The 24,284-nt window shown below is 72.7% G+C and carries 26 protein-coding genes and 3 pseudogenes; 8 read left to right on the top strand and 21 right to left on the bottom strand.

Annotated features, from left to right (window positions below; translation table 11 throughout):
- The first annotated feature begins 213 nt into the window (after positions 1 to 213).
- Together ACIP67_RS23775 and ACIP67_RS23770 are read left to right on the top strand one after the other, a co-directional pair.
- Complete coding sequence (locus tag ACIP67_RS23775) at positions 214 to 1,074, top strand: metallophosphoesterase family protein (protein ID WP_401694357.1); 861 nt, start codon at positions 214 to 216, stop codon at positions 1,072 to 1,074.
- On the top strand, positions 1,071 to 1,760 hold the full coding sequence (locus tag ACIP67_RS23770) for a 4'-phosphopantetheinyl transferase (RefSeq protein WP_401694355.1): 690 nt from the start codon (positions 1,071 to 1,073) through the stop codon (positions 1,758 to 1,760). Before ACIP67_RS23775 ends, ACIP67_RS23770 begins: the two co-directional genes overlap by 4 nt.
- A 52-nt stretch (positions 1,761 to 1,812) precedes the next feature.
- On the opposite strand, the gene ACIP67_RS23765 is transcribed toward ACIP67_RS23770, so the two are convergent.
- From ACIP67_RS23765 to ACIP67_RS23755, 3 genes are all read right to left on the bottom strand, one after another.
- Positions 1,813 to 2,052: a hypothetical protein gene (locus tag ACIP67_RS23765; protein WP_385073854.1), complete on the bottom strand. Its 240-nt coding sequence runs from the start codon at positions 2,050 to 2,052 to the stop codon at positions 1,813 to 1,815.
- Positions 2,053 to 2,693: 641 nt separating this feature from the next.
- Entirely contained in the window at positions 2,694 to 3,236 is a 543-nt protein-coding gene (locus ACIP67_RS23760) for a toxin-antitoxin system, toxin component (protein ID WP_401694395.1), read from the bottom strand.
- A gap of 32 nt (positions 3,237 to 3,268) precedes the next feature.
- On the bottom strand, positions 3,269 to 3,919 hold the full coding sequence (locus ACIP67_RS23755) for a helix-turn-helix domain-containing protein (protein WP_401694353.1): 651 nt from the start codon (positions 3,917 to 3,919) through the stop codon (positions 3,269 to 3,271).
- 229 nt (positions 3,920 to 4,148) lie between these two features.
- Between ACIP67_RS23755 and ACIP67_RS23750 the strand changes: the two genes are divergently transcribed.
- Positions 4,149 to 4,817, top strand: a complete 669-nt coding sequence (locus ACIP67_RS23750; protein WP_401694352.1) for a hypothetical protein — start codon at positions 4,149 to 4,151, stop codon at positions 4,815 to 4,817.
- Between the two features lie 105 nt (positions 4,818 to 4,922).
- Here the strand turns inward: ACIP67_RS23750 and ACIP67_RS23745 are convergent, their stop codons facing one another.
- The 4 genes from ACIP67_RS23745 to ACIP67_RS23730 are packed head-to-tail and all read right to left on the bottom strand — an operon-like array spanning position 4,923 to position 8,402.
- Positions 4,923 to 5,840, bottom strand: a complete 918-nt coding sequence (locus ACIP67_RS23745) for an ABC transporter ATP-binding protein (protein WP_401694350.1) — start codon at positions 5,838 to 5,840, stop codon at positions 4,923 to 4,925.
- Between the two features lie 44 nt (positions 5,841 to 5,884).
- Complete coding sequence (locus ACIP67_RS23740; RefSeq protein ID WP_401694348.1) at positions 5,885 to 6,664, bottom strand: ABC transporter permease; 780 nt, start codon at positions 6,662 to 6,664, stop codon at positions 5,885 to 5,887.
- On the bottom strand, positions 6,661 to 7,434 hold the full coding sequence (locus tag ACIP67_RS23735; RefSeq protein WP_401694346.1) for an ABC transporter permease: 774 nt from the start codon (positions 7,432 to 7,434) through the stop codon (positions 6,661 to 6,663). Before ACIP67_RS23735 ends, ACIP67_RS23740 begins: the two co-directional genes overlap by 4 nt.
- Positions 7,431 to 8,402: an ABC transporter substrate-binding protein gene (locus ACIP67_RS23730; protein ID WP_401694344.1), complete on the bottom strand. Its 972-nt coding sequence runs from the start codon at positions 8,400 to 8,402 to the stop codon at positions 7,431 to 7,433. The genes ACIP67_RS23735 and ACIP67_RS23730 overlap by 4 nt, the downstream gene beginning before the upstream one ends.
- Before the next feature lie 133 nt (positions 8,403 to 8,535).
- On the opposite strand from ACIP67_RS23730, the gene ACIP67_RS23725 reads away from it, so the two are divergent.
- Positions 8,536 to 9,402 (top strand): IclR family transcriptional regulator C-terminal domain-containing protein, encoded by an 867-nt coding sequence (locus ACIP67_RS23725; RefSeq protein WP_401694393.1) that lies wholly within the window; start codon positions 8,536 to 8,538, stop codon positions 9,400 to 9,402.
- On the opposite strand, the gene ACIP67_RS23720 is transcribed toward ACIP67_RS23725, so the two are convergent.
- The 8 genes and pseudogenes from ACIP67_RS23720 to ACIP67_RS23685 form a co-directional block, all read right to left on the bottom strand.
- Positions 9,317 to 10,291, bottom strand: coding sequence for a PDR/VanB family oxidoreductase (locus ACIP67_RS23720; protein ID WP_401694343.1), 975 nt, complete (start codon positions 10,289 to 10,291; stop codon positions 9,317 to 9,319). The genes ACIP67_RS23725 and ACIP67_RS23720 overlap by 86 nt on opposite strands.
- Positions 10,288 to 10,458 (bottom strand): hypothetical protein, encoded by a 171-nt coding sequence (locus tag ACIP67_RS23715; RefSeq protein ID WP_401694340.1) that lies wholly within the window; start codon positions 10,456 to 10,458, stop codon positions 10,288 to 10,290. The genes ACIP67_RS23720 and ACIP67_RS23715 overlap by 4 nt, the downstream gene beginning before the upstream one ends.
- The gene (locus tag ACIP67_RS23710) at positions 10,455 to 11,540 is read right to left on the bottom strand and encodes a Rieske 2Fe-2S domain-containing protein (protein ID WP_401694338.1); all 1,086 of its coding nucleotides are present in this window, start codon (positions 11,538 to 11,540) and stop codon (positions 10,455 to 10,457) included. The genes ACIP67_RS23715 and ACIP67_RS23710 overlap by 4 nt, the downstream gene beginning before the upstream one ends.
- 246 nt (positions 11,541 to 11,786) lie before the next feature.
- Complete coding sequence (locus tag ACIP67_RS23705; RefSeq protein ID WP_401694337.1) at positions 11,787 to 12,446, bottom strand: ABC transporter ATP-binding protein; 660 nt, start codon at positions 12,444 to 12,446, stop codon at positions 11,787 to 11,789.
- Positions 12,439 to 13,350 carry an ABC transporter ATP-binding protein gene (locus ACIP67_RS23700; RefSeq protein WP_401694391.1) on the bottom strand — a complete coding sequence of 304 codons (912 nt, stop codon included), beginning with the start codon at positions 13,348 to 13,350 and terminating at the stop codon, positions 12,439 to 12,441. The genes ACIP67_RS23705 and ACIP67_RS23700 overlap by 8 nt, the downstream gene beginning before the upstream one ends.
- A gap of 50 nt (positions 13,351 to 13,400) precedes the next feature.
- On the bottom strand, positions 13,401 to 14,297 hold the full coding sequence (locus ACIP67_RS23695) for an ABC transporter permease (protein WP_401694335.1): 897 nt from the start codon (positions 14,295 to 14,297) through the stop codon (positions 13,401 to 13,403).
- 5 nt (positions 14,298 to 14,302) lie between these two features.
- Positions 14,303 to 15,272 (bottom strand): annotated as a pseudogene (locus ACIP67_RS23690) (ABC transporter permease).
- 26 nt (positions 15,273 to 15,298) lie between these two features.
- Complete coding sequence (locus ACIP67_RS23685; protein ID WP_401694334.1) at positions 15,299 to 16,894, bottom strand: ABC transporter substrate-binding protein; 1,596 nt, start codon at positions 16,892 to 16,894, stop codon at positions 15,299 to 15,301.
- On the opposite strand from ACIP67_RS23685, the pseudogene ACIP67_RS23680 reads away from it, so the two are divergent.
- The 3 genes and pseudogenes from ACIP67_RS23680 to ACIP67_RS23670 all read left to right on the top strand — a co-directional run.
- Positions 16,865 to 16,978: pseudogene (locus ACIP67_RS23680) on the top strand (tRNA (adenosine(37)-N6)-threonylcarbamoyltransferase complex transferase subunit TsaD); the annotation flags it as partial. The gene ACIP67_RS23685 and the pseudogene ACIP67_RS23680 overlap by 30 nt on opposite strands.
- A gap of 43 nt (positions 16,979 to 17,021) precedes the next feature.
- Positions 17,022 to 17,147, top strand: a complete 126-nt coding sequence (locus tag ACIP67_RS23675) for a hypothetical protein (protein WP_401694333.1) — start codon at positions 17,022 to 17,024, stop codon at positions 17,145 to 17,147.
- Positions 17,144 to 17,899 carry a cyclase family protein gene (locus ACIP67_RS23670; RefSeq protein ID WP_401694331.1) on the top strand — a complete coding sequence of 252 codons (756 nt, stop codon included), beginning with the start codon at positions 17,144 to 17,146 and terminating at the stop codon, positions 17,897 to 17,899. Before ACIP67_RS23675 ends, ACIP67_RS23670 begins: the two co-directional genes overlap by 4 nt.
- A gap of 80 nt (positions 17,900 to 17,979) precedes the next feature.
- Here ACIP67_RS23670 and ACIP67_RS23665 read toward each other — a convergent pair whose 3' ends face one another.
- Positions 17,980 to 18,468, bottom strand: coding sequence for a MerR family transcriptional regulator (locus ACIP67_RS23665; RefSeq protein ID WP_401694329.1), 489 nt, complete (start codon positions 18,466 to 18,468; stop codon positions 17,980 to 17,982).
- Positions 18,469 to 18,659: 191 nt separating this feature from the next.
- On the opposite strand from ACIP67_RS23665, the gene ACIP67_RS23660 reads away from it, so the two are divergent.
- A complete protein-coding gene (locus ACIP67_RS23660; RefSeq protein ID WP_401694327.1) occupies positions 18,660 to 20,111 on the top strand; it encodes an MFS transporter in 1,452 nt (483 codons plus the stop codon).
- A 118-nt stretch (positions 20,112 to 20,229) separates the two neighbouring features.
- Here the strand turns inward: ACIP67_RS23660 and ACIP67_RS23655 are convergent, their stop codons facing one another.
- The 5 genes and pseudogenes from ACIP67_RS23655 to ACIP67_RS23635 form a co-directional block, all read right to left on the bottom strand.
- Positions 20,230 to 20,817: an NADPH-dependent FMN reductase gene (locus tag ACIP67_RS23655; protein ID WP_401694325.1), complete on the bottom strand. Its 588-nt coding sequence runs from the start codon at positions 20,815 to 20,817 to the stop codon at positions 20,230 to 20,232.
- An 11-nt stretch (positions 20,818 to 20,828) separates the two neighbouring features.
- Positions 20,829 to 21,260: a group 1 truncated hemoglobin gene (locus tag ACIP67_RS23650; protein ID WP_401694324.1), complete on the bottom strand. Its 432-nt coding sequence runs from the start codon at positions 21,258 to 21,260 to the stop codon at positions 20,829 to 20,831.
- Positions 21,261 to 21,374: 114 nt separating this feature from the next.
- Positions 21,375 to 22,373, bottom strand: a complete 999-nt coding sequence (locus tag ACIP67_RS23645; protein WP_401694323.1) for a zinc-binding alcohol dehydrogenase family protein — start codon at positions 22,371 to 22,373, stop codon at positions 21,375 to 21,377.
- A 76-nt stretch (positions 22,374 to 22,449) separates the two neighbouring features.
- Complete coding sequence (locus ACIP67_RS23640; protein WP_401694322.1) at positions 22,450 to 23,460, bottom strand: isopenicillin N synthase family dioxygenase; 1,011 nt, start codon at positions 23,458 to 23,460, stop codon at positions 22,450 to 22,452.
- A gap of 574 nt (positions 23,461 to 24,034) precedes the next feature.
- Positions 24,035 to 24,274: pseudogene (locus ACIP67_RS23635) on the bottom strand (MazG-like family protein); the annotation flags it as partial.
- Positions 24,275 to 24,284: the final 10 nt, after the last annotated feature.

Here is a 24,284-nt window from a genome sequence, read left to right as displayed (position 1 = left end):
GGGGCGATCATACGGCTTCCCGAGGGTGCGGCGTGCAACGTGCGTGTTACGGATTTCCCGATCATGTTCACGTTGGCGGCCCGGTCGGGTAAGGGCGCGCCGGGCCGGGCCGCCGGCCGGGGTGTTCTTGTCCCGCGCGCGTGAATGTGCTGTCGTGGTGGCGTTCGCGCGTCCGCCGGGGGCGCGCGTGCCCGAGCGGGACGGGGGTCGGACGTGGCGTCGACGGCCGGTGGTGCCGGACAACTGCTGGCCATCAGCGATCTGCACATCGGGTATCCCGAGAACCGGGCCCTGGTCGAGCGGATGGTCCCGGATTCCGACGACGACTGGCTGCTGGTGGCCGGGGACGTCTCGGAGAGCGTGGCCGACATCGGCTGGACGCTCAAGACGCTCGCGAGCCGCTTCGCCAAGGTCGTCTGGGCCCCCGGCAACCACGAACTGTGGACCCATCCGAAGGACACGGTCACCCTCCGGGGAGTGGCCCGTTACGAACACCTGGTGGACCTCTGCCGCGAGCTGGGCGTGACGACCCCCGAGGACCCGTACCCGGTGTGGGAGGGCCCCGGCGGCCCGGTGGCGGTCGCCCCGCTGTTCCTGCTGTACGACTACTCGTTCCTGCCGCCCGGCTGCGCCACCAAGGAGGAGGGCCTGGCCTACGCGCACGGCACCGGCGTGGTGTGCAACGACGAGTACCTGCTGCACCCCGATCCGTATCCGACCCGTGAGGACTGGTGCCGGGCGCGGGTCGCCGAGACCGAGCGACGGCTCGCCGCTCTCCCCGAGGACCTGCCGACGGTCCTGGTCAACCACTATCCGTTGGACCGGCACCCGACGGACGTCCTGTGGTTCCCCGAGTTCGCCATGTGGTGCGGCACCCGGCTGACCGCCGACTGGCACCGCCGCTTCCGGGTCGAGGCCATGGTCTACGGCCATCTGCACATCCCGCGGACCACCTGGCACGAGGGGGTCCGCTTCGAGGAGGTGTCGGTGGGCTACCCCCGCGAGTGGCGCAAGCGCGCGCAGCCGCCGGGCCGGCTGCGCCGCGTCCTGCCGGCCCAGGGCGGTGCCGCGTGATCGAGGAACTGCTGCCGGACACGGTCGTCGCCGTGGAGGCCCACGGCGAGGAGGGCGTCGCCGAGTTCGGTCACGGACCGCTGTACCCGGAGGAGGAGGCGGTGGTGGCGCGGGCCGTCGCCAAGCGCCGCCGCGAGTTCACCGTCGTACGCTCCTGTGCGCGGCGCGCCATGGAGAAGCTCGGTGTGCCCGCGCAGCCCGTGCTGCCCGGCGAGCGGGGGGCCCCGCGGTGGCCGGCCGGTCTGACGGGCAGCATGACCCACTGCGACGGCTACGGCGCCGCGGCCCTGGTGCGCGTCGCCGACCTGGCCTCGCTCGGTATCGACGCCGAGCCGCACCAGCCGCTGCCCGAGGGCGTGCTGTCCGCCGTCGCCCTGCCCGCGGAGGCGGAGCGGCTGCGCCGGCTGGCTGCGGACCGGTCCGAGGTGCACTTCGACCGGCTGCTGTTCAGTGCCAAGGAGTCCGTCTACAAGGCGTGGTTCCCCCTCACCCGCACGTGGCTGGACTTCACCGAGGCCGACATCGAGATCGACGCCGGCCTCGAGGACGGCGCACGGGGCACCTTCCGCGCCCGGCTCCTGGTCCCCGGCCCCGTGGTCGGCGGCCGTCGGCTCGGGCACTTCGACGGCCGCTGGGCCGTGGGGCGCGGGCTGGTGGCGACCGCGATCACGGTCCCGCACGCCTGAACCGTGCGGAGGCCCGCGGCCCGCGGCCCCGGCGCCGTCCGCGCCCGTCCGCTCACCTCTCCGGGCACCAGCTGTGCAGCAGCCGGAAGAACTCCTCCTCGTTGCCCGTCAGGCCGGCGGCCCGCAGGGCCTGTTCGGCCTCGGCCAGGACGGCGGGCGGGACGACGGGCGGCAGCCGGTCGTGCGGCGGGCCGGATCCGTCGTCACCGAAGGCGGCCCGGACGGTGTGCAGCAGCCGCAGATAGGCCTGGACGGCGGTGCGCTCGCGGTCGGTCAGTACGGCAGTGGGCATCGGTCGGCTCTCCCCGCGTCGGCGTCGTCTCCCACGCGCCCTGACGGCGCGTACGCCCCCGTGCGGCGGCGCACCCCCCAGCTTGCCGTCCACCACTGACAATGCGGCCCCGTCCCGCGCCGGTTCGCCCGCTTAGCGGAGGTGAAACCTCGGCGGAACCCCCGGGGAAAACGGCTCCTGCGTTGGAACGGAGGGCTGTCGGCGACCGTTGGCGGCCGGGGTGAGGGGAGGCGGCCGGTGTCCGACGTCCCGAGGCGCCGACCGGCGCACGGCACACGGCTGCGCCGGGTGGGCGCCGGCCGCGTCCCGTTCCCCACCGACCCCGCCCGGGTTCCGCGCCCTCGTCGAGGAGTTCACCGGTGCCACCGCCCCGGCGACCGGAGCCGCGTCCGCCGGCGCGCCCTGCTGCGCGGGGGCGGGTTCGACGCGGACCCGTCCCTCGCGGCCGGCGGCCGCCGGGTGCGGGAGGCAGGCGACCGCGGTGCCACCTGAGGGCGGGCGCCGGTCCGCGGGGGAGTGCTCCCGGGACGCGCCCCAGCGGCGGATCGGCTCCTCGGGGCGCGCCGGGCCGTCCGGCTCAGCTTCTTGAGGCGCGCCGGGCCGACCGGTTCCGCTTCTTGAAGCGCGCCGGGCCGACCGGTTCAGGCCCCGCCCCGCTCCTGCCGTCCCAGGTAGCCCAGCGACGCCCCGATCCGCCCCGCCAGGTGGTCCCGCCGGGCCCGCTCCTGCGCCGCCGGGCCCGCGAGCCACGTACGGCACTTGCTGGCCAGCAGCAGGCCGAAGCGCTCGGCGTCCCGCTCGTCGGCCCGGTCGAAGCGGGTACGGGCGGTGACCTTGTGGACCGTCGCCTGGAGGTCCGCGCCGTCGTGGAGCAGCCGGGCCGCGACGGCGGCGCCCTCGACGTGGTGGCTGCAGTGGCCCGCCTTCATGTGCCACAGCTCATGGCCGAGGATCACCAACTGGTGGTCGGGCGCGGTGCGTTCCTCGATGACGACGAGGTCCTGGTCGGCCATGTCGAGCCACAGCCCGCTGGCGGTGCCGGGCGGGAAGGCCGCCGTGCGGAAGTGGACGGGGCGGCCGCGGCGTCTGCTCATGCCGTCGCACAGGGCGGTGTACAGGTCGGCCGGTGCGGCGGGGGCCGGGAGGGTGAGCTCCCCGACCAGCTCGTCGCGCAGGCGGCGCATGTCCTTGCCGATGCCCACAGTCATCTCCCGGATCACGACTCGGGCCGCTTCACGCTCTCCAGGAGCATGTCCAGCCACTCGGCGACCTTGTCGCGGTGCTGGTCGGTGGGCAGCTGTGCGGCCCGCCAGGCGATTCCGCGCACGCCGTGGTCCTGCAGCAACCGCTCCAGCGGGTCCTCGGCGGCCACGGCCGCCTCCCGGGCGGCGAGCTTCTGCAGCAGTTCCTGCTCGACGGGCTGGAGGGCGCCCGCGAGCGCCTCGGGGTCCTCGGCCGTGAGGAAGCCGGCGTGGACGCGGAAGAAGCGCTGGAGGGCGTCGCAGTGCTCCATCGTGGGGCGGCGGTCACCGTTGATGAGGGCGCCCGCCTGCTGCCGTGACATGCCGGCGCCGTCGGCGATCTCCTGCTGGGTGTACTTGCGCCCGTTGGGCTTGAGCCGGGTGCGGCGCAGCAGGTCCAGGCGTTGCAGGAAGCGGGCCTGCACATCCGGTTCGCCGGCCGGCCGGCCGCTCAGCAGGGCCTTGACCACGGACTCGGGGACCCCGGAGGCGACGGACAGCCGTCCGGTGTCGAAGACCTCCGGGTACGGCACGCCCAGCCGGTCGGCGAGTGCGGTGACACGGGCGACGACGGCCGACAGCAGCACCGTCGCCGTGGCGCCCGGAACCTCGAAGCCATCCGTCACCTACAGGTCTCCTACGTCTCTCCGACCCCTTCACAGGCATTACACGATCGCCGTGAACTGACCGGAGGGTAGCGGGTTCTTCGAACTCTCATCCAGGTCTCGCCACAACTGTGGCCCATTTCAGCCGTCAACGAGCGCGGAATGCCACGATAGTTGACATGCGTCGCGCCGGGGTACCAGGATCAGGGCGCCGCGTGCAGGCGGCACAGGCAAGAGGGGTGACCTCCCGATGGCGTATCAGGCAGGTGGGCAGCGGTCGGTACCGCGGCCCGTCCCCGACGGTTCCGAGGCCCAGGCCTACCTCCAGGACTACGCCGGGTACCTGGAGGCCGTCCCCTTCCCGTCCGTCGTCCTGGACCACCGCTGGGACGTCGTCCTGGCCAACACCGCTTTCCGGACACTCTTCCGGGAGGTGGGCCCGCACCCGACGGCCCTGCCGGGCGACAACTTCCTCCGGTTCGTGCTCTTCCACCCCGACGCGCCGTCGGTCCTCGGCGACCACGAGTCCAGCTGGTGCCTGCCGATGATGGCCCGCTTCTCGGCGGCCGTCGAACGAAACGGCCACGACCACGGGCTCCAGGCGATCCGCCGGGAGATCGCGCAGGACCCGCTCATGGAGGCCGCCTACCGGCAGGGCCTGCCGCACTGGATCCGCGCGGTCGGCGAGGAGGCCGTCGAGCACGACGGAGCGGTCCGGCCCCTGCTGCACCCGGACCCGCGCTGGGGCGCCACCCAGTGCCGCATCGTCGCCGACACCCCCAGAACGCTTCAGGACCTGGGGTACATGCGGCTGACGATGGTGCTGCGCGAGGCGCCCGCGCCCACGCCGCGCCGGGCACGCCGCCGCCCGCGCCGCTCCGCGGCGCACCTCAGCGTGGTTCCCGCCCCCGAGGTCTGACCGGGCACCGTCGGCGTTCAGGTCGCCGACGGCGCTCCGGTCCGCCACATCGCCGGGGTGTCCGGCTGCTGGTCCGTGCGGTGCCGGAGGTATCGCCCGGCCGGTTCAGTGCGGGTCCGCCGGGGCCGGGCCCTTGGTGAGCGGGTCCGCCGGAGCCGCGCCCTTCGCGAGCGGCACGGCCGGGGCGGTGTCCTTCGTGACCGGCTCCGCCCCGGCATCGTCCCCGGCCCCGTCCTTCGCGGCCGGCCGGCCGGACGCCCCGCGCTTCGCCGCCTGGATCTGCTCGTACACATGGGTGCGCAGCTCGGCGAAGCGGGGGGCGACGCGGGTGTGCAACTGGTCGCGCTCCGGCGGCAGATCGACCTTCAGCTGCTCCTGGACGACGGTCGGCGAGGCGGACAGGACGACGACCCGCTCGCCCAGGTAGACGGCCTCGTCGATGTCGTGGGTGACGAACAGGATCGTGATGCCGCGCTCCCGCCACAGGCCCCGCACGAGGTCCTCCAGGTCGGCGCGGGTCTGGGCGTCGACGGCCGCGAACGGCTCGTCCATCAGCAGCACCCGGGGTTCGTAGGCGAGCGCCCGCGCGATCGCCACCCGCTGCTGCATGCCGCCCGACAACTGCCAGGGGTAGGCGGAGGCGGCGTCCGCCAGCCCGACCGACTCCAGCGCGTCGGCCACCAGTTCCCGCCGCCGTACCTTGCCCAGCCCCTTCTGTTTCAGCGGGAGTCCGACGTTCTCGCCGACCCGCATCCACGGGAAGAGGCTCCGCCCGTACTCCTGGAACACGAACGCCATCCCGGGCGGCGGCCCGGTCACCTTCCGGCCCTCCAGGAACACCTCGCCGGACGTCGGCGTCATCAGGCCGCCCATGCACTTCAGCAGGGTCGTCTTGCCGCAGCCCGACGGGCCGACGAGACAGACCAGTTCACCGTCGGCGACGGTGAAGGTGAGGTCGCGCACCGCCTCCACCCGCCGCCCGGAACCCTCGTAGACCTTCTTCAGGCCGCGTACGTCGAGCATGCCCCGCCCTTTCGAACCGTTCGAGGACGTCACCGTCCGAGGCGTCACCGGGAGCGCCGGCCGGCGGCGCGCAGACCGTGGTACCAGCCGAGCATCCGCCGCTCGACCAGCTGGAAGAGGACCGACAGGACGAAGCCGAGCAGGCCGAGCAGCAGGATCCCGGTCCACATGTCCGGGATGGCGAAGCCGCGCTGGAACTGCACGATGGTGAAGCCGAGGCCGTTGCTGGCGGCGAACATCTCGCTGATGACCATCAGAATGATCCCGATGGACAGCGCCTGGCGCAGGCCCGCGAAGATCTGCGGGCTCGCCGAGCGCAGCACCAGGTCCCGCAGCCGCGCCACGCCCGTGATGCCGTACGAGCGGGCCGTCTCCGCCATCACCGGGTCCACCGCCCGCACGCCCTCGACGGTGTTGAGCAGGACCGGCCACACGCAGCCGGCCGCGATCACCACGACCTTCATGGTGTCGCCGATGCCCGCGAACAGCATGATGACCGGCACCAGGACCGGCGGCGGCACCGCCCGCAGGAACTCCAGGACCGGCTCGCACACCGCCCGCACCCGCCGGTAGGAGCCGATGACGGTGCCCAGCGCGACCCCCGCCACGGCCGCCAGCGCGTAGCCGCCCGCCAGCCGCAGCACGCTCGGCAGTACGTCCGCGCGCAGCCGCTCGCCCGTCCACACGTCGGGGAAGGTCTCCAGGATCGTCCGCAGGGGCGGCCAGTACACGTCGGTGCTGTGCGCGGACGCCGCCCACCAGAGGGCGACCAGCACGGCCGGCAGGGCGAGCACCAGCACCGGCCGGAGCAGCAGCCGTCTCACACCGCCACCTCCCCGCGCACCGACTGGTGCCAGCCCAGCGCCCGGCGCTCCACCGTCCGCGCCCCGACGTTGATCAGCAGGCCGAGCAGTCCGGCGACGACGATCAGCGCGTACATCTCGGGCACCGCCTGCGAGGTCTGCGCGACCGCGATACGGGCGCCCAGCCCCGGCGCGCCGATGACCAGTTCGGCGGTGACGGCGAGGATCAGCGCGACCGCCGCCGCGAGCCGCACCCCGGTCATGACGTACGGCAGCGCGGTCGGCCACAGCACGTGCCGCACGCGCGCCCAGGGGCCGAGGCCGTAGGAGCGGGCCGTCTCCTCGGCGACCGGGTCGACGTCCTGGACGCCGTACAGGACCTGGATGAGGACCTGCCAGAAGGAGGCGTAGACGACCAGGAGGAGGACCGAGCGCAGTTCGGTGCCGTACAGCAGGACGGCCAGCGGGATCAGGGCGACGGACGGGATCGGGCGCAGGAACTCGACCGTCGACGCCGTGGCCTCGCGCAGGTACGGGACGACGGAGATCACCACCCCGGCGACGACGCCCGCGCCGACCGCGAGCGCCAGGCCCAGGGCCCAGCCGGTGAGGGTGTCGCCGAGGGCCGTCCAGAAGGCGCCGTCGGCGAGTTCACCGCCGAGGGCCGCGAGGATCCGGCTCGTCGGCGGGAAGTAGGCCTCCTTGACCAGGCCGAGCCGCGGCACCGCCTCGCCCAGGGCGAGGAAGGCCGCGAGCCCGGCCGCGCCGAGCGCGGCGTTGCCGCCCCTCACGGAAGCAGCTCGTCCAGGTCGGGGGCCGACTTGAACAGGCCGTCCTCGTCGCCCAGTTCCTTCAGCGCCTCGATGGAGGAGCGGTTCGCCTCGGCGGGCCACTTCGGCAGCGTCACCTGCTCCAGCACCGCGGTGGGGATCTTGGTGTACGTGGTGACGATCTGCCGGACCTCGTCCGGGTGGGCGTCGGCGTAGGCGAGGGACTCGGCCGTGGCCTGCTGGAACTTCTTCACCACGTCCGGGTTCTGCTGCGCGTACTGCGCCGAGGTGAAGTACATGGCGACGGTGAGCTTCGGGGCGACGTCGACCATGGGCGAGGCGATCTCCACGCCGCCCTGGCTCTTGACGGTGGCGAGGGCGGGCTCGACCACCATCGCGGCGTCGATCTGCCCGCCGTCGAGGGCGGCCGGCATCTGGTCGAAGGGGAGCTCGACGAACTTCACCTTGTCCGGATCGCCGCCCGCGGTGCGCACCGAGGCGCGCACCGCGGTCTCGTTGATGTTCTTCAGCGTGTTGATGGCGACCTTCTTGCCCTCCAGGTCCTTCGCGGACTTCAGCGCGCTGCCCTTCTTCACCGTGATCGCGCCGAAGTCGTTCCCCTGCACGCCGGTCGAGGCGATGCCGTTGGCGACGGCCTTCACGGGCACGTTGTTGGACTGCGCGACCATGAGGGAGGTCATGTTGCTGAAGCCGAACTGGAACTGGCCGCTGACGACGCCCGGCACGATCGCCGCGCCGCCCTGCGCGGTCGTGATCGACAGCTTCAGGCCCTGCTTCTCGTAGAAGCCCTGCTGCACGCCCAGGTAGACGGGTGCCACGTCGACGATGGGAATGAGACCGAGCTTGACGGTGGTGGTGCCCCCCGACGACGTGCCCTTGTCCGACGGACCGGAGTCGTCGGACGAGCCACAGGCCGCCGTGGCGAGCAGGAAGGTGCCGGCCGCGAGACCGGCGAGCAGACGACGCATGGCTCCTCCTGTGCAGACAAACGTGTTCCGACAGGCTGTGCGCACCCCGCACAGTAGTGCTCAACTGGCGTGCAGGGAACGTAGAACCATGCGTTCGACCGGGTCAATGGGTTGGCTGACGAAATCGTTGACAATGTGGAGGCGCCGGTTGTCCAGCACCGACCGCGCAGCGCACTTCGTGAGGTCCTTCGAGCGGGGCCTCGCCGTCATCCGCTCCTTCGACGCCGAGCACCCCGCGCGCACGCTCAGCGAGGTCGCCCGCGCCTGCGGCCTCACCCGCGCCGCCGCCCGCCGGCTGCTCCTCACCCTCGCCGACCTCGGCTACGTCCACTGCGACGGCCGGCTCTTCCGGCTCACCCCGCGCGTGCTGGAACTCGGCTACGCCTATCTCGCCGGCCTGACGCTGCCTCAGCTGTGCCTGCCGCACCTCGAACAACTCGCCGCGGACGTGGGGGAGTCGTCCTCGCTGTGCGTCCTCGACGGGGACGACGTCGTCTACGTCGCCCGGGTCCCCGCCCGCCGCATCATGTCCGCGACGATCACGGTGGGCACCCGCTTCCCGGCCCACGTCACCTCCGTCGGCCGGGTGATGCTGGCCGCCCTCCCCGACGAGGAGCTCGCCACCCGCCTCGCCCGCGCGGACCTGCGCCCGCTCACCCCGCGCACCCTCGTCACCCCCGAGGACCTGCGCGCGGAACTCCTGCGCGTGCGGCGGCAGGGACACGCCCTGGTCGACCAGGAACTGGAGGAGGGACTGCGCTCGGTGGCCGCCCCGGTGCGGGACCGGGACGGCACGGTGGTGGCCGGCGTGAACCTCGCGGTGCACGCCGGCCGTACCTCGGTGGAGTCGGTCCGCCGGGACCTGCTGCCGCGGCTGCGGGCGGCGGTGGCACGGATCGAGGCCGACCTGTCGGTCACAGATCCAGGACGAGCCTGCGCCCCCGGCACCGGGACACGCAGATCATCATCGTCTCCCCGGCCTCCCGCTCCGCGGGGGTGAGCACACTGTCCCGGTGCTCCGGAGTGCCCTCCAGCACGTCGGTCTCACAGGTCCCGCAGGTCCCCTCGGCGCAGGAGAACAGCACCTCCACCCCGGCGGCCCGGACGGCGTCCAGCACGGAGACGTCCGCCGGGACGGTCAGCGTACGGCCGCTGCGCGCCAGCTCGACCTCGAAGGCGGCCTCCGTACCGCCGCCCCGCCCCTCCTCGGGCCGGAACCGCTCCACGGACAGCGCACCGGGCGGACACCGCTCGGCGACCGCGTCGAGCAGCGGGCCCGGTCCGCAGCAGTACACCAGGGTGCCCTCCGGCAGCCCGGCCAGCGCGGAGTCCAGGTCGAGCAGGCCCGTCTCGTCCTGCGGGGCGAGGGCGACCCGGTCGCCGTAGCGCGCCAGCTCCCCGGTGAACGCCATGGAACCGCGCGTGCGGCCGCCGTACAGGAGCCGCCAGTCGGCGCCCGCCGCCTCGGCCGCCGCGAGCATCGGCAGCAGCGGGGTGATGCCGATGCCGCCCGCGACGAAGCGGTAGCCGGGCGCGGGCCGTAGCGCGAAGCGGTTGCGGGGGCCGCGGACCCGTACCGTGTCGCCCGGCGCCATGTGCTCGTGCACATACGCCGATCCGCCCCGCCCCGCGGGCTCCCGCAGGACCGCGATCCGCCAGACGGCACGGTCGGCCGGATCGCCGCACAGCGAGTACTGACGCTCCAGCCCCGGGCCGAGCAGCAGGTCGACGTGGGCGCCCGGCTCCCAGGCCGGCAGCGGTTCGCCCAGCGGGTGGCGCAGGGTGAGCGCGCGGACCCCGTCGGCCGCCGGCACCGCGCCGGCGACGACGAGTTCGGCTTCGTACACGGTGTGGTCCGCGGTGTGGTCCGCGGTGTCGTACTCGGTCATGCGGCCTTTCCTCGTGGCTCGTGGCCCTCGGGGTGGGCGAGCATCCACCCCCACATCTCCACCGGGTCCTCGGCGGTGTGCTCGGCCCCGCAGTGGCAGGTGCCGTGCAGGACGTCGGTGCCCGGCAGCCAGTCGACGCGGTAGACCTCACCGGTGGCACCGCTCACCGGGCCGCCTCCACCGGCTTATCGCCCTCGGCCACCGGCTTCTCGCCCTCCTCCACGAGCCGGGCGAGGATACGGCGGGCGGCCAGACCGCCGGTGTCGATGTTGATGCTCAGCTCCTGGTAGCCGGCGCGTTCCGAACCCAGCGTGCGCTGGAGCAGGTTGAGCGCGTCGACGTCCTGCATGACGACCGTGTGGTTGTTGGCGCGCAGGAACTCGGTGACCTCGGCGTCGTCCGTCGCCCAGTCCCGCGAGACCATCCAGAAGTCGTACACCTTGCCGTCGGACGACGGGGTGATCGCGTACGTGATCTCGGTGTGGAAGCCGCCCGGATCGCTGCCGTCCGCCTCCGGCAGCACGCCCACCGGGGCGATCCGGCTGTGCAGCAGGTACAGACAGGGCGCGTGGTACTCGATGTCCTGCCAGCGCGTGATCCGGCCCTCGATGCCGGTCGAACGGGCGTAGAACGGCGGGCACTCGGCGTCGTCCATGCGCCGGCTCACCCGCACGATCCCCGCCCCCTCGTCCACCTCCGTGGTGATCGGCGTCTCCGCGACCTCGGGGGTGCCGATGTAGCCGCCGTGCAGATACGTCTCGTGGGACAGGTCCAGCAGGTTGTCCACGAGCAGCCCGTGGTCGGCGTCGATCGGCTCCATGCCGCGGACGGTGATCCAGCCGGGCGAGTCGAGATGGCGGGCGCGCGGGATCGCCCCCGGGTCGGCCAGCGCCGGGTCGCCGATCCACACCCACACCAGGGAGTCCTGCTCCACGACCGGGTAGGAGGCGACCCGCGCGGTGCGCGGCACGCGTTGCTGCCCCGGCACGTACACGCACGTCCCCGTCGTGTCGTAGGTGAAGCCGTGGTAGCCGCACACGATCCGGTCCCCGTCCAGGCGGCTCTCGGAGAGCGGGAAGCGCCGGTGCACACAGCGGTCGTGCAGCGCGACGGGCGTCCCCTCCTCCGTGCGGTAGAGGACGAGCGGCTCCCCGAGCACCGTCCGGCCGAGCAGTTCCTCGCGCCCGACCTCGTGGCCGTAGGCGGCGACGTACCACTGGTTCCTGGCGAAGGCGGTGGTGTGAGGCATGGCGTTCCCGTCCCTGTCGGCGGGGCGCCGTCGCCCCGCTTGCCGTGGTCGGGATCAGGGTCGTGAGGCTTGCGTCGGCTCGGCAAGGCGGCTTCTGCCAGGCGGAAGGACTGATGGGCGCGCGGAACGACCGGCAGGTCCGCTCCCCACGGCCAGGCCATCGTGATCACCACACCCACGGCCGCATGCCGTCCGGCGTGTCCGTGGTGGTGTGGGCTGATGTCGCGGTGGCCCGGCGATGAACGGTCAGCCGCAGAGCGTGTCCCAGTGGACGGTGCGGTCGCACCAGCGGTTCAGGAGGACACGGTCGTGACCGACGGCGAGCAGGCCCGCGCCGGTGGTGCGGCGGTAGTCCTCGACGGCCGTGACGAGTGCGGCGGTGGTGGAGGCGTCGAGCATGGCGGTCATCTCGTCGCAGACGAGCCAGCGGGGGCGGAGGACGAGGGCGCGGGCGAGGCAGGCGCGTTGGAGTTGGCCGTCGCTGACTTCGTGGGGGCGTCTGCCGAGCAGGTCCGGGGTGAGGCCGACGGTCGCGGCGAGCTCGGTGACCCGCTCGGGCAGCAGCGCGTCCCTTCGGCCGGTGGCGCGCAGGGGTTCGGCGATCAGGTCGGTGAGTCGCAGTCTGGGGTCGGTGGAGAGTCTGGGCTGCTGGAAGACGACGCCGAAGGCGGTGCGCTGTTCGCGTGGGGCGCGGTGGCGCCAGTGGCGTACCGGTGTGCCGTCGAGGTGGACGGTTCCGGAGTCCGGGCGGTGCAGGAGGGCGGCGACGCGGGCGAGGGTGGATTTGCCGCAGCCGCTGGGGCCGAGCAGGCCGACGGCTTCGCCCGGTTCGACCGTGAGGGAGGCGCCTCGGACGACGGGGGCGTCTCTGCCGTATCCGGCGGTGATGGCGTGCAGTTCAAGCACGGGCGTCCTCCGCGACGTGCGGGTGGTGGCAGGCGACGGTGTCCGTCATCGGAGGGGCGGTGGTGCAGGCGCCGGTGGTGCGGTCGCAGCGTGGTGCGAAGGCGCAGCCGTCGGGGAGGGCGCCGAGTTCCGGTGGCATGCCGGGAATGGGGGCGAAGGCACGGTCGGGCAGGGCGCCGAGCAGGCCCCGGCTGTAGGGGTGGCGGGGGCCGGGAGCGCCGAAGAAGACGTCGGCGTCGCTGAGTTCGACGATACGGCCCGCGTACATGACCGCGACGCGGTCGGCGATGCGCTCGGCGGCGGTCAGGTCGTGGGTGATCATCAGCAGGGCCCGGTCGCCGTCGTCGACGTGCCGTCGCAGTTCGTCGACCGTGTGCTGCACCAGGTCGCGGTCGAGTCCGGTGGTCGGTTCGTCGGCCAGCAGGAGGGGCGCGTCGCCGACGAGCGCGAGGGCGGTGGCGGCGCGCTGGGCGAGGCCGCCGGAGAGTTCGTGCGGGTGGCGGTCGAGATGGTCGACCGGGAATGCCGTACGGGACGCGGCTGCTTCGGCGGCTGTGCGTACGGCCGTGCGGCCTCGTACGTCCGTCAGCGCGGCGACCGTCTCCTCCAGCTGGGAGCGGATGGTGCGCACGGGCGTGAGGTGGGCGGCCGGGCTCTGCGGGACGAGGCCGATGCGGCGGCCCCGGACCCTGCGGGCGAGTGTGCGTTCGTCGGCCGTGAGGAGGTCGAGGTCGCCGAGGAGGGCCTGGCCGGCGGTCTGGGCGTTGGCGGGGAGCAGGCCGAGGAGGGCGGAGGCCAGGACGGACTTGCCGCAGCCGCTCTCGCCGATCAGGGCGAGGCATTCGCCGGCCGCGACGTCGAAGCGGGCGTCGGTGACGGCGGCGACGCGGCGTCCCCCAGGCATGAGGAAACGCACCGACAGCCCGCGTACCGAGAGGATCGGGGGTGGCTGGGTCACAGCATCAGCTCCGATCGGCGACGGGGGTTGATCCGTTCCCGCCAGGCTCCGGCGAGGCCGGCGACGGCGAGGGTGGGGACGATGATGAACAGGCCGGGGAAGAGCGTCGGCCACCACTGGCCGGCGAGCAGTGAGCCGCGTGCGCTCTGGACGAGGTTGCCGAGGCTGGCCATGTGGGTGGGCAGGCCGAGCCCGAGGAAGGACAGGGCCGACTCGTGCCACATGGCGTGCGGCACCATCAGTACGGCGGCGAGCGCGGCCTGGGGCAGCACGGCGGGCAGCAGGTGCCGTACCGCGACCCGCCACCGGGACGCGCCGCCGGAGACCGCGGCGTCGATGTACGGGCGTGAGCGCAGGGAGAGCACTTCGGCCCGGACGATGCGGGCGGTGGACAGCCAGTGGGTGAGCGCGACGGAGACCACCACCGGCCACACGCCGGGCCGGAACATCGCGACGATGAAGATGCCGAGCAGCAGGTGGGGCACGGAGGAGACGGTGTCGACGACCCGCATGAGGGCCCGGTCGGCCCACCCGCCCAGCGCCCCGGCGGTGGCACCCACGGCCGTGCCGATCACGGTCGCGGTGAGCGCCGCGGCCACGCCGACGAGCAGGGAGACCCGCAGCCCGTAGACGCAGCGCAGCAGCAGGTCCCGGCCGACGTCGTCGGTGCCGAAGGGGTGCGCCCAGGAGGGCGGCAGCAACTTGGTGGACAGGTCGACGGCCTGCTGGTCGAGTTGGACCAGCGGCGGTACGAGCAGCACGGCGAGCGCGGTCGTCGTCACCAGGACCACCGAGGTACGTACCCGCAGCGTGCGGGTGGAGCGGCGGTTCGTGCCGGGCGGGCGCCATGCGGTCCCGGACGGCTTCTCGGTCTCGACCGTGGCCTCAGCCATGGGAGTCACATGTCACTGAGCTTCACCCTCGGGTCGAACAGTCCGTAGAGGAGGTCGGCGAGCAGGTTGCCGATGAGGACGGCGGCGGTGGCCAGCGTGGTGAGGGCGGCGAGCAGGGGGGAAGTCGACGGCGGTGGCCGCTTCGACGGTGGCCGCCGCGATGCCGGGCCAGCTGCAGACGCTCTCCACCAGCAGCGCACCGGTGATGAGTTCGGGAACACGGGAGCCGATCAGGGTGAGGACCGGAAGGAGTCCGGAGCGCAGGGCGTGTCCCAGCAGGACGGTGCTCTCGCTCAGGCCCCGTGCGCGGGCGCCGCGTACGGGGTCCTCCGCCAGGGCGTCGCCGACCCCCTGGCGTACGTAGAGGGCGAACCAGGGGATCTGGGAGACGGCGAGCACTCCGGCGGGCAGGACGAGGTGGTGCGCGACCTGCCCCGGGGTGACCTGCTCGCTGGCGGTGTCGGTGAGGCCGCCGGCCGGGAGGACGTCCAGTTGGAGGGCGAACAGCCAGACGGCCAGCAGGGCGATCCAGAAGACCGGCGCCGCCTCCAGGGTGTAGGCGAGCGAACTGACGATCCGGTCGGGCCACGATCCGGGGCGGCGGGCGGCCAGCACCCCCAGCACCGTGCCTGCCGGCACGGCCGCGACGAACGCGACCGTGCACAACAGGGAGGACCACACCAGGCGTTCACCGATCACCTGCGCCACCGGCTGCCGCAGCACGCTGGACTGGCCCAGGTCGCCGCTCAGAGCGGAGGTCAGCCACTCCCACCAGCGTGCGGTGAAGGGCTGGTCCGCGCCGAGGTTGTCGCGCAGCCGGTCCAGGGTCTCCTGGTCGGCGCCGAGGGCGGCGGTGCCGGCGTACGCCTTGACGGGGTCGAAGGGGGAGGCGGCGGCGATGGCGAACACGTCGAAGGTGACGACGAGGAGGACGGGGGCGGCGAACAGCAGCCGCCTCCCCGCCAGCCGCGCCATGGCTCCCCAGGGCAGGGACGTCGCGGTCACTTCTTGGGCTGCCAGTCCTCGATGTTCCACCAGGGGCCGCTGGCGAAGCCGTGCTCGTGCGGCTCGAGCTGCGTGGTCAACCCGTCCCAGCGGTCCGCGAGAACGTATAGATGGTCGATGTGGGTGAGGAACGTGTAGCCGGGGTCTGCCACCAGGGCGCGCTGCAGCGTGTCGTAGGCGGCCTTCCGGGTCGCCGTGTCAGAGCTGCGGCGGCCCGTGTCGAGTGCCTTGTCCACGGTCGGGTTGTCGTAGCGGGCCATGTTGTTGAAGCCGTCACCGGCGAGGGAGGAGTGCAGGAGGGTGTAGAGGCCGAAGTCGGGGTCGCCGGTGCTGCCGAAGCCCGCGAGGACGGCGTCGTCCTTCATCCGGGGCTCGATGACCTCCCAGGTGGCACTCTCCACCGTCACCTCGATGCCGGCCTTCTTGGCGTCGGAGGCGTAGGCGAGGGCGTGGTCCTGGCGGACCTTGTCGCCCGAGGGGAGGAGGGTGAACGCCGCCCGCAGACCGTCCTTGGCGCGGATGCCGCCCTCGCCGGTCTTCCAGCCCGCCTGGTCCAGGATCCGCTTGGCCCCGGTGAGATCCTGCGACCGCTCGATGCCGTTCGCGTACCAGGGGTCGTCGACCGGGAGGGGCCCGTAGGCCGGTCGTCCCGCGCCGTCGAGGATCTTGTCGACCATGGCCTCGCGGTCCACGGCGGCGTCGAGGGCCTGCCGGATGGCACGGTCGGCGGTGACCTTGTTCGCCTGCGGAAGGGTGACGGTGCGGAAGTCGTAGGACTTGGCGTCGTAGGTCTTCAGCCCGTCGTCGTTCGTGAAGGTGGCGGCGAGGTTGGGCGGGAGGATCGCGCCGTCGAGGTCGCCTGAGCGCAGGCGGGTGGCGCGTACGTTGTCGTCGGCGATGACGGCCATGGTGAACGTCTTCACCTTCGGTACGCCGCCCCAGTAGTGGGGGTTGGCCTTGAAGGTGAGCTTCTCGCCCTTGCTCCAGGCCGAGAGGACGTACGGGCCGGTGCCGACCGGCTCGGTGTTGAAGGAGCCGGTGTTGGGGTCCTGCGCGCCGGCGATGTGCTCGGGGACGATGGGCAGGACCGTGCGCCCGGCGAAGGGCGCGTAGGGGTACTCGAGGGTGAAGACCACCTTGTCGTCGCCGTCGGCCCGCACGTCCTTCATGGCGTCCAGTTCGCTGCGGGCGGTGTTGTTGGTCTTGGCGTCGAGGATCGTGTCGTACGTGAAGACCACGTCGGCGGAGGTGAGCGGCTCACCGTCGCTGAACTCCACGCCGTCGCGCAGGGTGTAGGTGTAGGTGAGCCCGTCGGCGGCCACTTCGGGGAGCGCCTTCGCCAGGGCCGGTCTCAGTTCCAGGCCGGCGTCGCGGGCGAGGAGACCGTCGAAGATCTTGGAGTTGCCGTCCTTGCCGTAGCCGAGCAGCGGGCTGAGGGTGTCCGGCTCGGACGCCACCCCGATCACGACGGAGTCGGCGGCCTTGCTGTCGGCGTCACCTTCGCCGCTGCCGGGCGCCGAGCAGGCGGCGAGCCCGGTGACCATCGCCGCCGTGACGGCGGCGTGGTCCGGGACGGGCGGCCGCTGGGGCATGCGGTGGCGTCGAGCATGGACGAACACGCCCGCTTCGGCGGGGTGGTGCCCGCTGGCACTGCCGCTCGGCGACGACCGCACGCAACTGGTCATCACCCATGACTTCGCGGCTCGCCCCACCGATGCCGTGCCCAGCAAGGACGAGGCGAACGCGCTGCTGCGGGCGGCCGTCGACCGCAACAGCCACGCCGACCTCGACGCGGTCCGCAAGGAGGCCGAGCGGCGCGCGCGGACCGTCGGGACCCCCGCGTGAGCCGGCGCCTGATCGATCTGAGCGTGCCGGTCCTGGACGGCCCGAGCGAGGCGACACCGGTCGAGGTGGACCTCCTCGACCACGCCGCCGCGCCGGCCGCCCTCGGCCTCACGCCCGCGGACTTCCCCGAGGGCGAGTCGATCTCCAACGAGACGGTCACCCTGACCACCCACACCGGCACCCACATGGACGCCCCGCTGCACTACGGGCGGACCAGCGGCGGCAGCCCGGCCGCGGCCATCGACGAGATCCCGCTCGACTGGTGCTACGCGCCGGGGGTCCGCCTCGACCTGCGGCACATCCCGCCCGGCGTCGGCATCACCGCCGCGGACATCGAGGACGCGCTGGCGAAGGTCCCGCACGAACTCTCGCCCGGTGACATCGCCCTGATCTGGACCGGGGCGGACCAGCTGTGGGGCACCGACGCCTACCGCCGTGAACACCCCGGCATGACCCGGGAGTCCACGGCCTGTCTGGTCGAGCGGGGCGTGAAGGTGATCGGCATCGACGCCTGGGGCTTCGACCGGCCCTTCGGGGCGATGATCGACGACTACCGGGGGACCGGCGACAACGGCTTCCTCTGGCCGGCCCATCTGTACGGGCGGGAGCACGCCTACTGCCAGCTGGAGAAGCTCGCCCAGCTGGACCGGCTGCCAGCCGCCACCGGATTCACCGTCGCCTGCTTCCCCGTCAGGCTCACGGGACTCGGGGCGGGGTGGACGCGGGTGGTCGCCATCGTCGAGGAGCCGTGAGCGCAACGGCATGAGTCACGGTGGGGTGTGGCCGGCCGGGCCGCGCTCCACCGCGCGTCTGCCCCGGCCCGTCCGTGCTCTCAGCCAGCCTGCGCCGGTTCGAGCGGCACCCAGAGCCGGTCGGCCTCACCGGCTGCGAGCCGGCCGCGATAGACGTCGATCTTGTGATCGATGAGCGCCAGGTTCTCCTGCAGCTCGGCGATCCTGGCCGCCACCTCGGCGCGGTGCGCCTCCATGAGGGCGAGCCGCTCCTCCTCGTTGCCGTGCCCGGCCGCGACGAACTCCGCGTACTGCCGGATCGTACGGATGGGCATGCCGGTCGCCCGGAGCTTGGTGCACATGCCGATCCACGTCAGGTCCCGCTCGTGATAGCGGCGCCGGCCGCCGGGGGTGCGGTCCACGTCGGTGATGACCAGGCCTACCCGCTCGTAGTAGCGGAGCGTGTGCACGCTGACGCCGGTCCGACGGGCCGCCTCGGCGATGGTCAGACCGGGGTCCGGCACGTCCCGGGACGGCGCGGACAGTCGGTGATCGGACTCGGATCGCGTCTGAAGCTTGATTTCGACCACGCTCTAAATTGTAGCGTCGAGGAGCACGAGAAGTCCGGCGGTACGTCTTTCCCGCCGACCGTGACCGGCCGTGCCGGTGCTCCGCCGGGCGGGCCGAATCCCCCGGGCCCGTATGTCGGACGCACCGGCACGGCCCTCGAACCGGTGTCACCTGCGAGGGGCGGCAGCGGCCCTGATCAGATTGGAATCCGATGTCTGAACTCAGTCCTCAACGACGGTCGTCAGTGCTGGCGATCTGCTGCGCCAGCATGGTCGTCGTCGTCATGGACATCTCCATCGTCAACGTCGCGCTGCCGAACATCCGTGACGACCTGGGCGCCTCGGTGGCCGGCCTCCAGTGGACGGTCGACGCCTACACCCTCGTCCTGGCCAGCTTCCTGCTGCTCGCCGGATCCACCGCCGACCGGATCGGCCGCAAACGCGTCTTCCTGACCGGCCTCGCCGCCTTCGGGATCGGCTCCCTGCTCTGCGGCCTGGCGCCGGGCATCGGCTGGCTCATCGGCGCCCGCGCCCTCCAGGCCGTCGGCGGCACCATGCTCAACCCGGTGGCGATGGCGATCATCGCCACCACGTTCCAGGACCCGAAGGAACGGGCCAAGGCCATCGGCGTGTTCGGCTCGATGTCCGGCCTCTCGCTGGCCCTGGGCCCGATCCTCGGTGGCGCGCTCGTCGACGCCTTCGGCTGGCGGTCCATCTTCTGGATCAACGTGCCGATCGTGGCGGCCGCGATCGTCGCCGCAGCCCGCTTCGTGCCCGAGTCCCGCGCCCCGCGGGCCCGCCGCCCCGACCCGGTCGGCCAGCTTCTGGTGATCGCCCTGCTCGGCAGTCTGGTGTACGCGATCATCGAGTCGCACTCGCTGGGCTGGGGCTCGCCGCTCATCCTTGCCCTGCTCGCGGTGACCGTGCTCGCGTCCGTCGCGACCGTCGGCTACGAGCTGCGCCGCACGGACCCGCTCCTCGAACTGCGGCTGTTCCGCAGCGTGCCCTTCAGCTCGGCGATCGTCATGGCCTTCGGCGCCCTGTGCGCCTTCGGCGCGTTCCTCTTCGTGACCACCCTGTACCTGCAGGAGGTCCGGGACATGTCGGCGCTCGCGGCCGGTGTGTGCCTGCTACCGGTGGGTGTTCTCATCGTGCTGCTGTCCCCGCGCACCGGGAAGTACGTCGGCGCGCACGGCCCCCGGCTGCCCCTGCTGGTCTCCGGGACCGCGCTCACCCTGGCCGGCGTCGCGTCCCTGCTGATCGAGCCGGCCACCTCGCTGGTCACCCTGTTCGCGGTCTACCTGCTGATCGGCGTCTTCCAGGGCACCATCAACCCGCCCATCACCAACACGGCGGTCTCCGGGATGCCCCGCTCCATGGCGGGCGTGGCCACCTCGCTGGCCTCCGCCGGCCGGCAGACCGGCACCACGCTCGGCGTCGCCGTCGCCGGCACGATCGTCGGCACGTCCATGGCCGAGGGCGGCACCGCGTACACCCACGCCGAGCACGGCGTCTGGTGGCTGCTCGCCGGCTTGGGCCTCGCCATCGTCCTCCTGGCCCTGCTCAGCACCGGGGCGTGGGCCAAGGGAACGGCCGCCCGGGCCGCCGCCCTGTTCGAGGAGGTGGACAAGGGCGCGGCCCCGGAGCCCGCGGGACGCCGCTGACCGCCACTGCCGCCCGTGCGTACGCCGTCATGCACGCGACCGGCCCCCGTACCCCTGGTGAGAGTCAGGGGTACGAGGGCCGGTCGCCGTGTGTGCCGGCGTACGGGTGGCGCCGGTGTCACGCCCCGGGTTCGTCCGGGCGGGAGTTCGCCCGCAGGGGGCGCAACGCCGCCTCGACACGCAGCAGTTCGTCCAGCATCGCGGCTGCGGCCCGCTCCATCTCCTCGGTGCCCTGGAACCGGCCGTCGTGGATGAACCGCGGGTGCCACGCGATGGTGACCCCCTCGAACACCGGCAGCATCCGCAGCGTCGTCACGACCTGCTTCAGTTGCTGCACCGCCCGGGTGCCCGCGGCGACCCCGCCGTAGGACACGAACCCGACCGGTTTGTGGTGCCACTCCTGGTGGAGGTAGTCGATCGCGTTCTTGAGGGCCGCTGGATAACCGAAGTTGTACTCCGGGGTGACGAACACGACCGCGTCCGCCGCCTCGACGGTCGCGCTCCACTCCTTCGTGTGCGGCCGGGTGTACCGGCGGATCCGGGGGATGTCCGGCTCGTCGAGCAGGGGCAGAGCGATTTCCGCGAGGTCCACCACGGTCACGTCGAACCCGCCGTGCGCCCGGGCCCGTTCACCGAACCACCGGGTGATGGGGAGTCCGGCGCGCCCGGGCCGCGTCGAGCCGGCGACGATCATCAGACGGGGCATGGGGACCTCTATCACGCGCTGTCCGGCGCGGACGTCTCGGACTTCCGTGCCGACGCGGTCAGGACGTCCTCCCGGTAGCTCTCGAATATGTCCATGTATTCCTGGGCCTCCTGCTTCGCCACCCCGCAATAGCTCAGCGTGGCGGCGACCTCCAGGGCCACGATGTCGAAGTCCTCCTCCGTGGCGACCATGTTCTCGTGTGCCGCCCGCATATCCTTCCCGGGATATACTTTCGGCCCGCCGGTCTCCTGGATCGACCACGCCGTCACCATGAATTTGAACCCGGCGCGGGAATTCGTCTCGTGCAGCTTCCGCACGTCGGGGTTCCGGTTGGCCGAGACGTTCTCGTAAAGCCGGTCCGTGAGGACGTCCATCACGGCGGCGATGCCGAAGGTCCCGCCGAGGCGTTCGTACAGGGAGGGGGTCTGTGCTGGCTCCGTCATGACACGTCTCCTCACATGCTGGCGTCGGTGGCACCACACTTCACCCGCGCGCTCAAAATCCGCTCAAGCCGTCGCCGACCACGGGCGGCGCGGAGCGGCACGACACCCGCGCGGTCAGGGCATCAGGACGGTCCTACGCCCCCGCTGGTCGAGGTCCCAGACGTCCCGCACCCGGGTGAGCGGAACCCGGCTGACCTCCATGCGCAGCACGCCGTCGGCGAGCAGCCCGAGCACCTGGTCGAGGGCGCCGGCGAGCACCTCGGCGGGCGGCGCGTTGCCCGTGCCGCTGCCGACGATCTCCAGGCCGCTGCTGCGCAGCACCTCGGCGGAGAGGTTCAGTGTCGGCCCGGCCATGACGCCGATCTGGACGAGCCGGGTACGGGAGAAGCGCAGCTCCATGTCGGCGGAACCCAGCGTGCTCACGAACACCTCGGCGGGGCGCCCCCACAGGTAGTCGAGGACGACGTCGAAGTCCTGGTCGCCGGCCGCCGCGCGCAGGGCGTGGCGTACCGCGTCGTCGGGCCGGTCGAGCCGCACGACGGCGTCCGCGCCCAGCGCGGGCAGTTCGGCGAGGACCCGGGGATTGCGCCCCGCGGCCACCACCCGGCCGGCGCCAAGGTGCTTCGCGATCTGTACGGCGAGCTGCCCGGCCACCCCGGTCGCGCCGAGGACGAGCACGGACTCGCCCGGCCGCAGCCCCGCCCGCCACTCCAGGGCGTTCCACGCCGACACCCCCGGGTTCTGCACCGCGGCGGCCACCGCGTCGTCGACGGAGTCCGGGATGGGCGAGCACCAGGCCCGCCGGGTCACCGCCCACTCCGCCATGGCCCCGCCGGGCGCCCGGAACAGCACCCGGCTGCCGTCCGGCAGCGTGCCCGCGGCCAGCGACGCGCCGCACACCGCCGGCAGCCTGGTCGGGGCCGAGAAGTGCGTGCCGGCCGCCCGCGCCCGGTCCAGGTTCGTCAGCGGGCAGGCCGTCACCCGGACGACCTCCTCGTCCTCGGCCGCGCGGGGCAGAGGCACCTCCTCGCAGCGCGGCGCCTCACCCAGCGCGCGCAGCACCGCCGCCCTCATGACAGCTCCCGCGGTGATCTGGTGCTCGACATCGTGCATCCCTCCGGACGCGTAGGGGGTACGTTCCGGGCCACCGTGCCGGGCCGCGCTAGAAGGACGCTGTACCAAGGGTGCTTTACGTGGTGTCTCGGGAGACCACCGCCGCGAGCCGCTCCTCGTACCACCGGCCCGGCGTCGTGACCGTACGGAACCGCGACTCGGTGGCGGCGTCGGAGAACGGGAACAGCGGCTCGATCGCCGCGTCGTGGCGGGGCATGTGGAAGAACGGGATGCTGATCCGCGCCCCGGTCTCGTCCGGGGCCGGCGGGCGGACCCGGTGCAGCGTCGACACCCAGCGGCCGGCCGTCCAGAAGGCCATCAGATCGCCGATGTGCACGACGAAGCCGCCGCGGACGCCGGGGACCTCGCGCCAGCCGCGCCCCTTCTGCCTGACCTCGAGGCCGCGGGCCTCGTCCTGGTGGAGGATCGTCAGGTTCCCCCAGTCCGTGTGGGCGCTCTTGCGCAGTTGTCCGGGCAGCGGATCGCCGGTCAGCGGCGGGTAGTGGTTCGCCACGAGCGTCGACATGCCGTCGTCGATCGTGGTGTCGAAGAAGTGCCGGTCAAGACCCAGAGCCAGCGCGGACAGCCGCATCAGGGTGGTCGCGAGCTCTTCCATCGCGGCCATGTACTCCCGCCACACCGGCCGGAAGTCCCGCGGCCGCTCGGGCCAGCGGTTCGCGACGCCCCACGGCGACATGGTGTTCCCGTCCGGGGCGCGCAGCTCGGGGGGAGCGTCGCCGCGGACGCCGGCGACGAAGACCTCGTTCAGGTCCGGCGGAGCGTCGTTTCCGAGGCTCCTCGCGGCGCTGCCGGCGTCGGTGTACAGGCCGTGGGTGCCCGGCGAGACGGTCACGCCGGCCTTCTCCGCGACGGGCCGCTCGAAGAACGCGCGGGAGACGGCGTACATCCGGTCGATCAGGTCCTCGTCCACTCCGTGCCCGACGACGGTGAAGAATCCGGAGGTCTCGCACGCACTGCCGATCGCCTGGGCCACGAGTAATTCCCCGGCCTTCGTGCGAGTCGCGGTCAGATCGATGACGGGAATACCACCGTCCATCAACGTGGCGCGGGGGTTCGAACGTGACAAAGCCGCTCCTTCCGAGGATTTTCCGGACCGACCGGCAGTCGGAGAAACAACTCTCGGACCGGCGGTCAGAGAAACAACTCCGGATATTCCCACGGGATTTGGAGCAAGTCCAGGTCGATCTCCCCGCGGTGGCGCAATTCCGGATTCAGCTTCCCCCGTCGTTTCGTTCCACAGCGACCGCCGTCAGCACCAAGCCGTCGTGCACGGTCCAGCACCCCTGGAAGCCGGTGAGCCGTCCGCCGAGGAGGGCGGGCCGCGGGCGAGGAGACGGGCGGTGAACGTCCCGTCCGGCCCGATGGTCGGGGACGCGCTCTGGAAGCCCAGCGGCCGGCGGGCGACCGGGAACCAGGCCTTGTGGACGAACTCCTTGGCGCTGAACAGGACGCGGCCCAGGCGATGCCCGCCGAGACCGGCAGCGCCGCGAGCGCGGTGACCTCCTCGTGCCGCGCGACGAGCGGCAGCGCGCCGGCGGCGAGCGGTCCGTGGGGTGCGGCGTCGATGCCGAGGGCCGCCACGTCGCCGGTGCGGGCCGCGGCGGCGGCGTGGTGGCCCGCGCTGTGCGTCATGCTCCCCGTCACCCCGCCCGGCCGGCTCGGCGCGCCCCGCTCGTCGGGAACCGGTCCGCGACCCTGCGCAGGTGGGCCGCGAAGACCTCCGCTGCGTCCGGGGTGAGCGTGCGCAGGGCGACCCTCGCCGTGATGATGACGTCGAAGAGCTCGGCCTCGACCTCCTGCCAGGTGCGGCTCCGGCCCTGGCGGGGGTTCTGGCCGGTCGCGCCGATGACCGCCTGGGCGGCCTCGCCGACCTCCTCCGAGAAGTGCGTT

Origin of the sequence: Streptomyces sp. NPDC088812 (genome assembly GCF_044750285.1) — a bacterium.
Taxonomy (GTDB): Bacteria; Actinomycetota; Actinomycetes; order Streptomycetales; family Streptomycetaceae; genus Streptomyces.
Note: the sequence above shows the minus strand (reverse complement) of the source record. Positions and strands in the feature narration are given on the sequence as shown.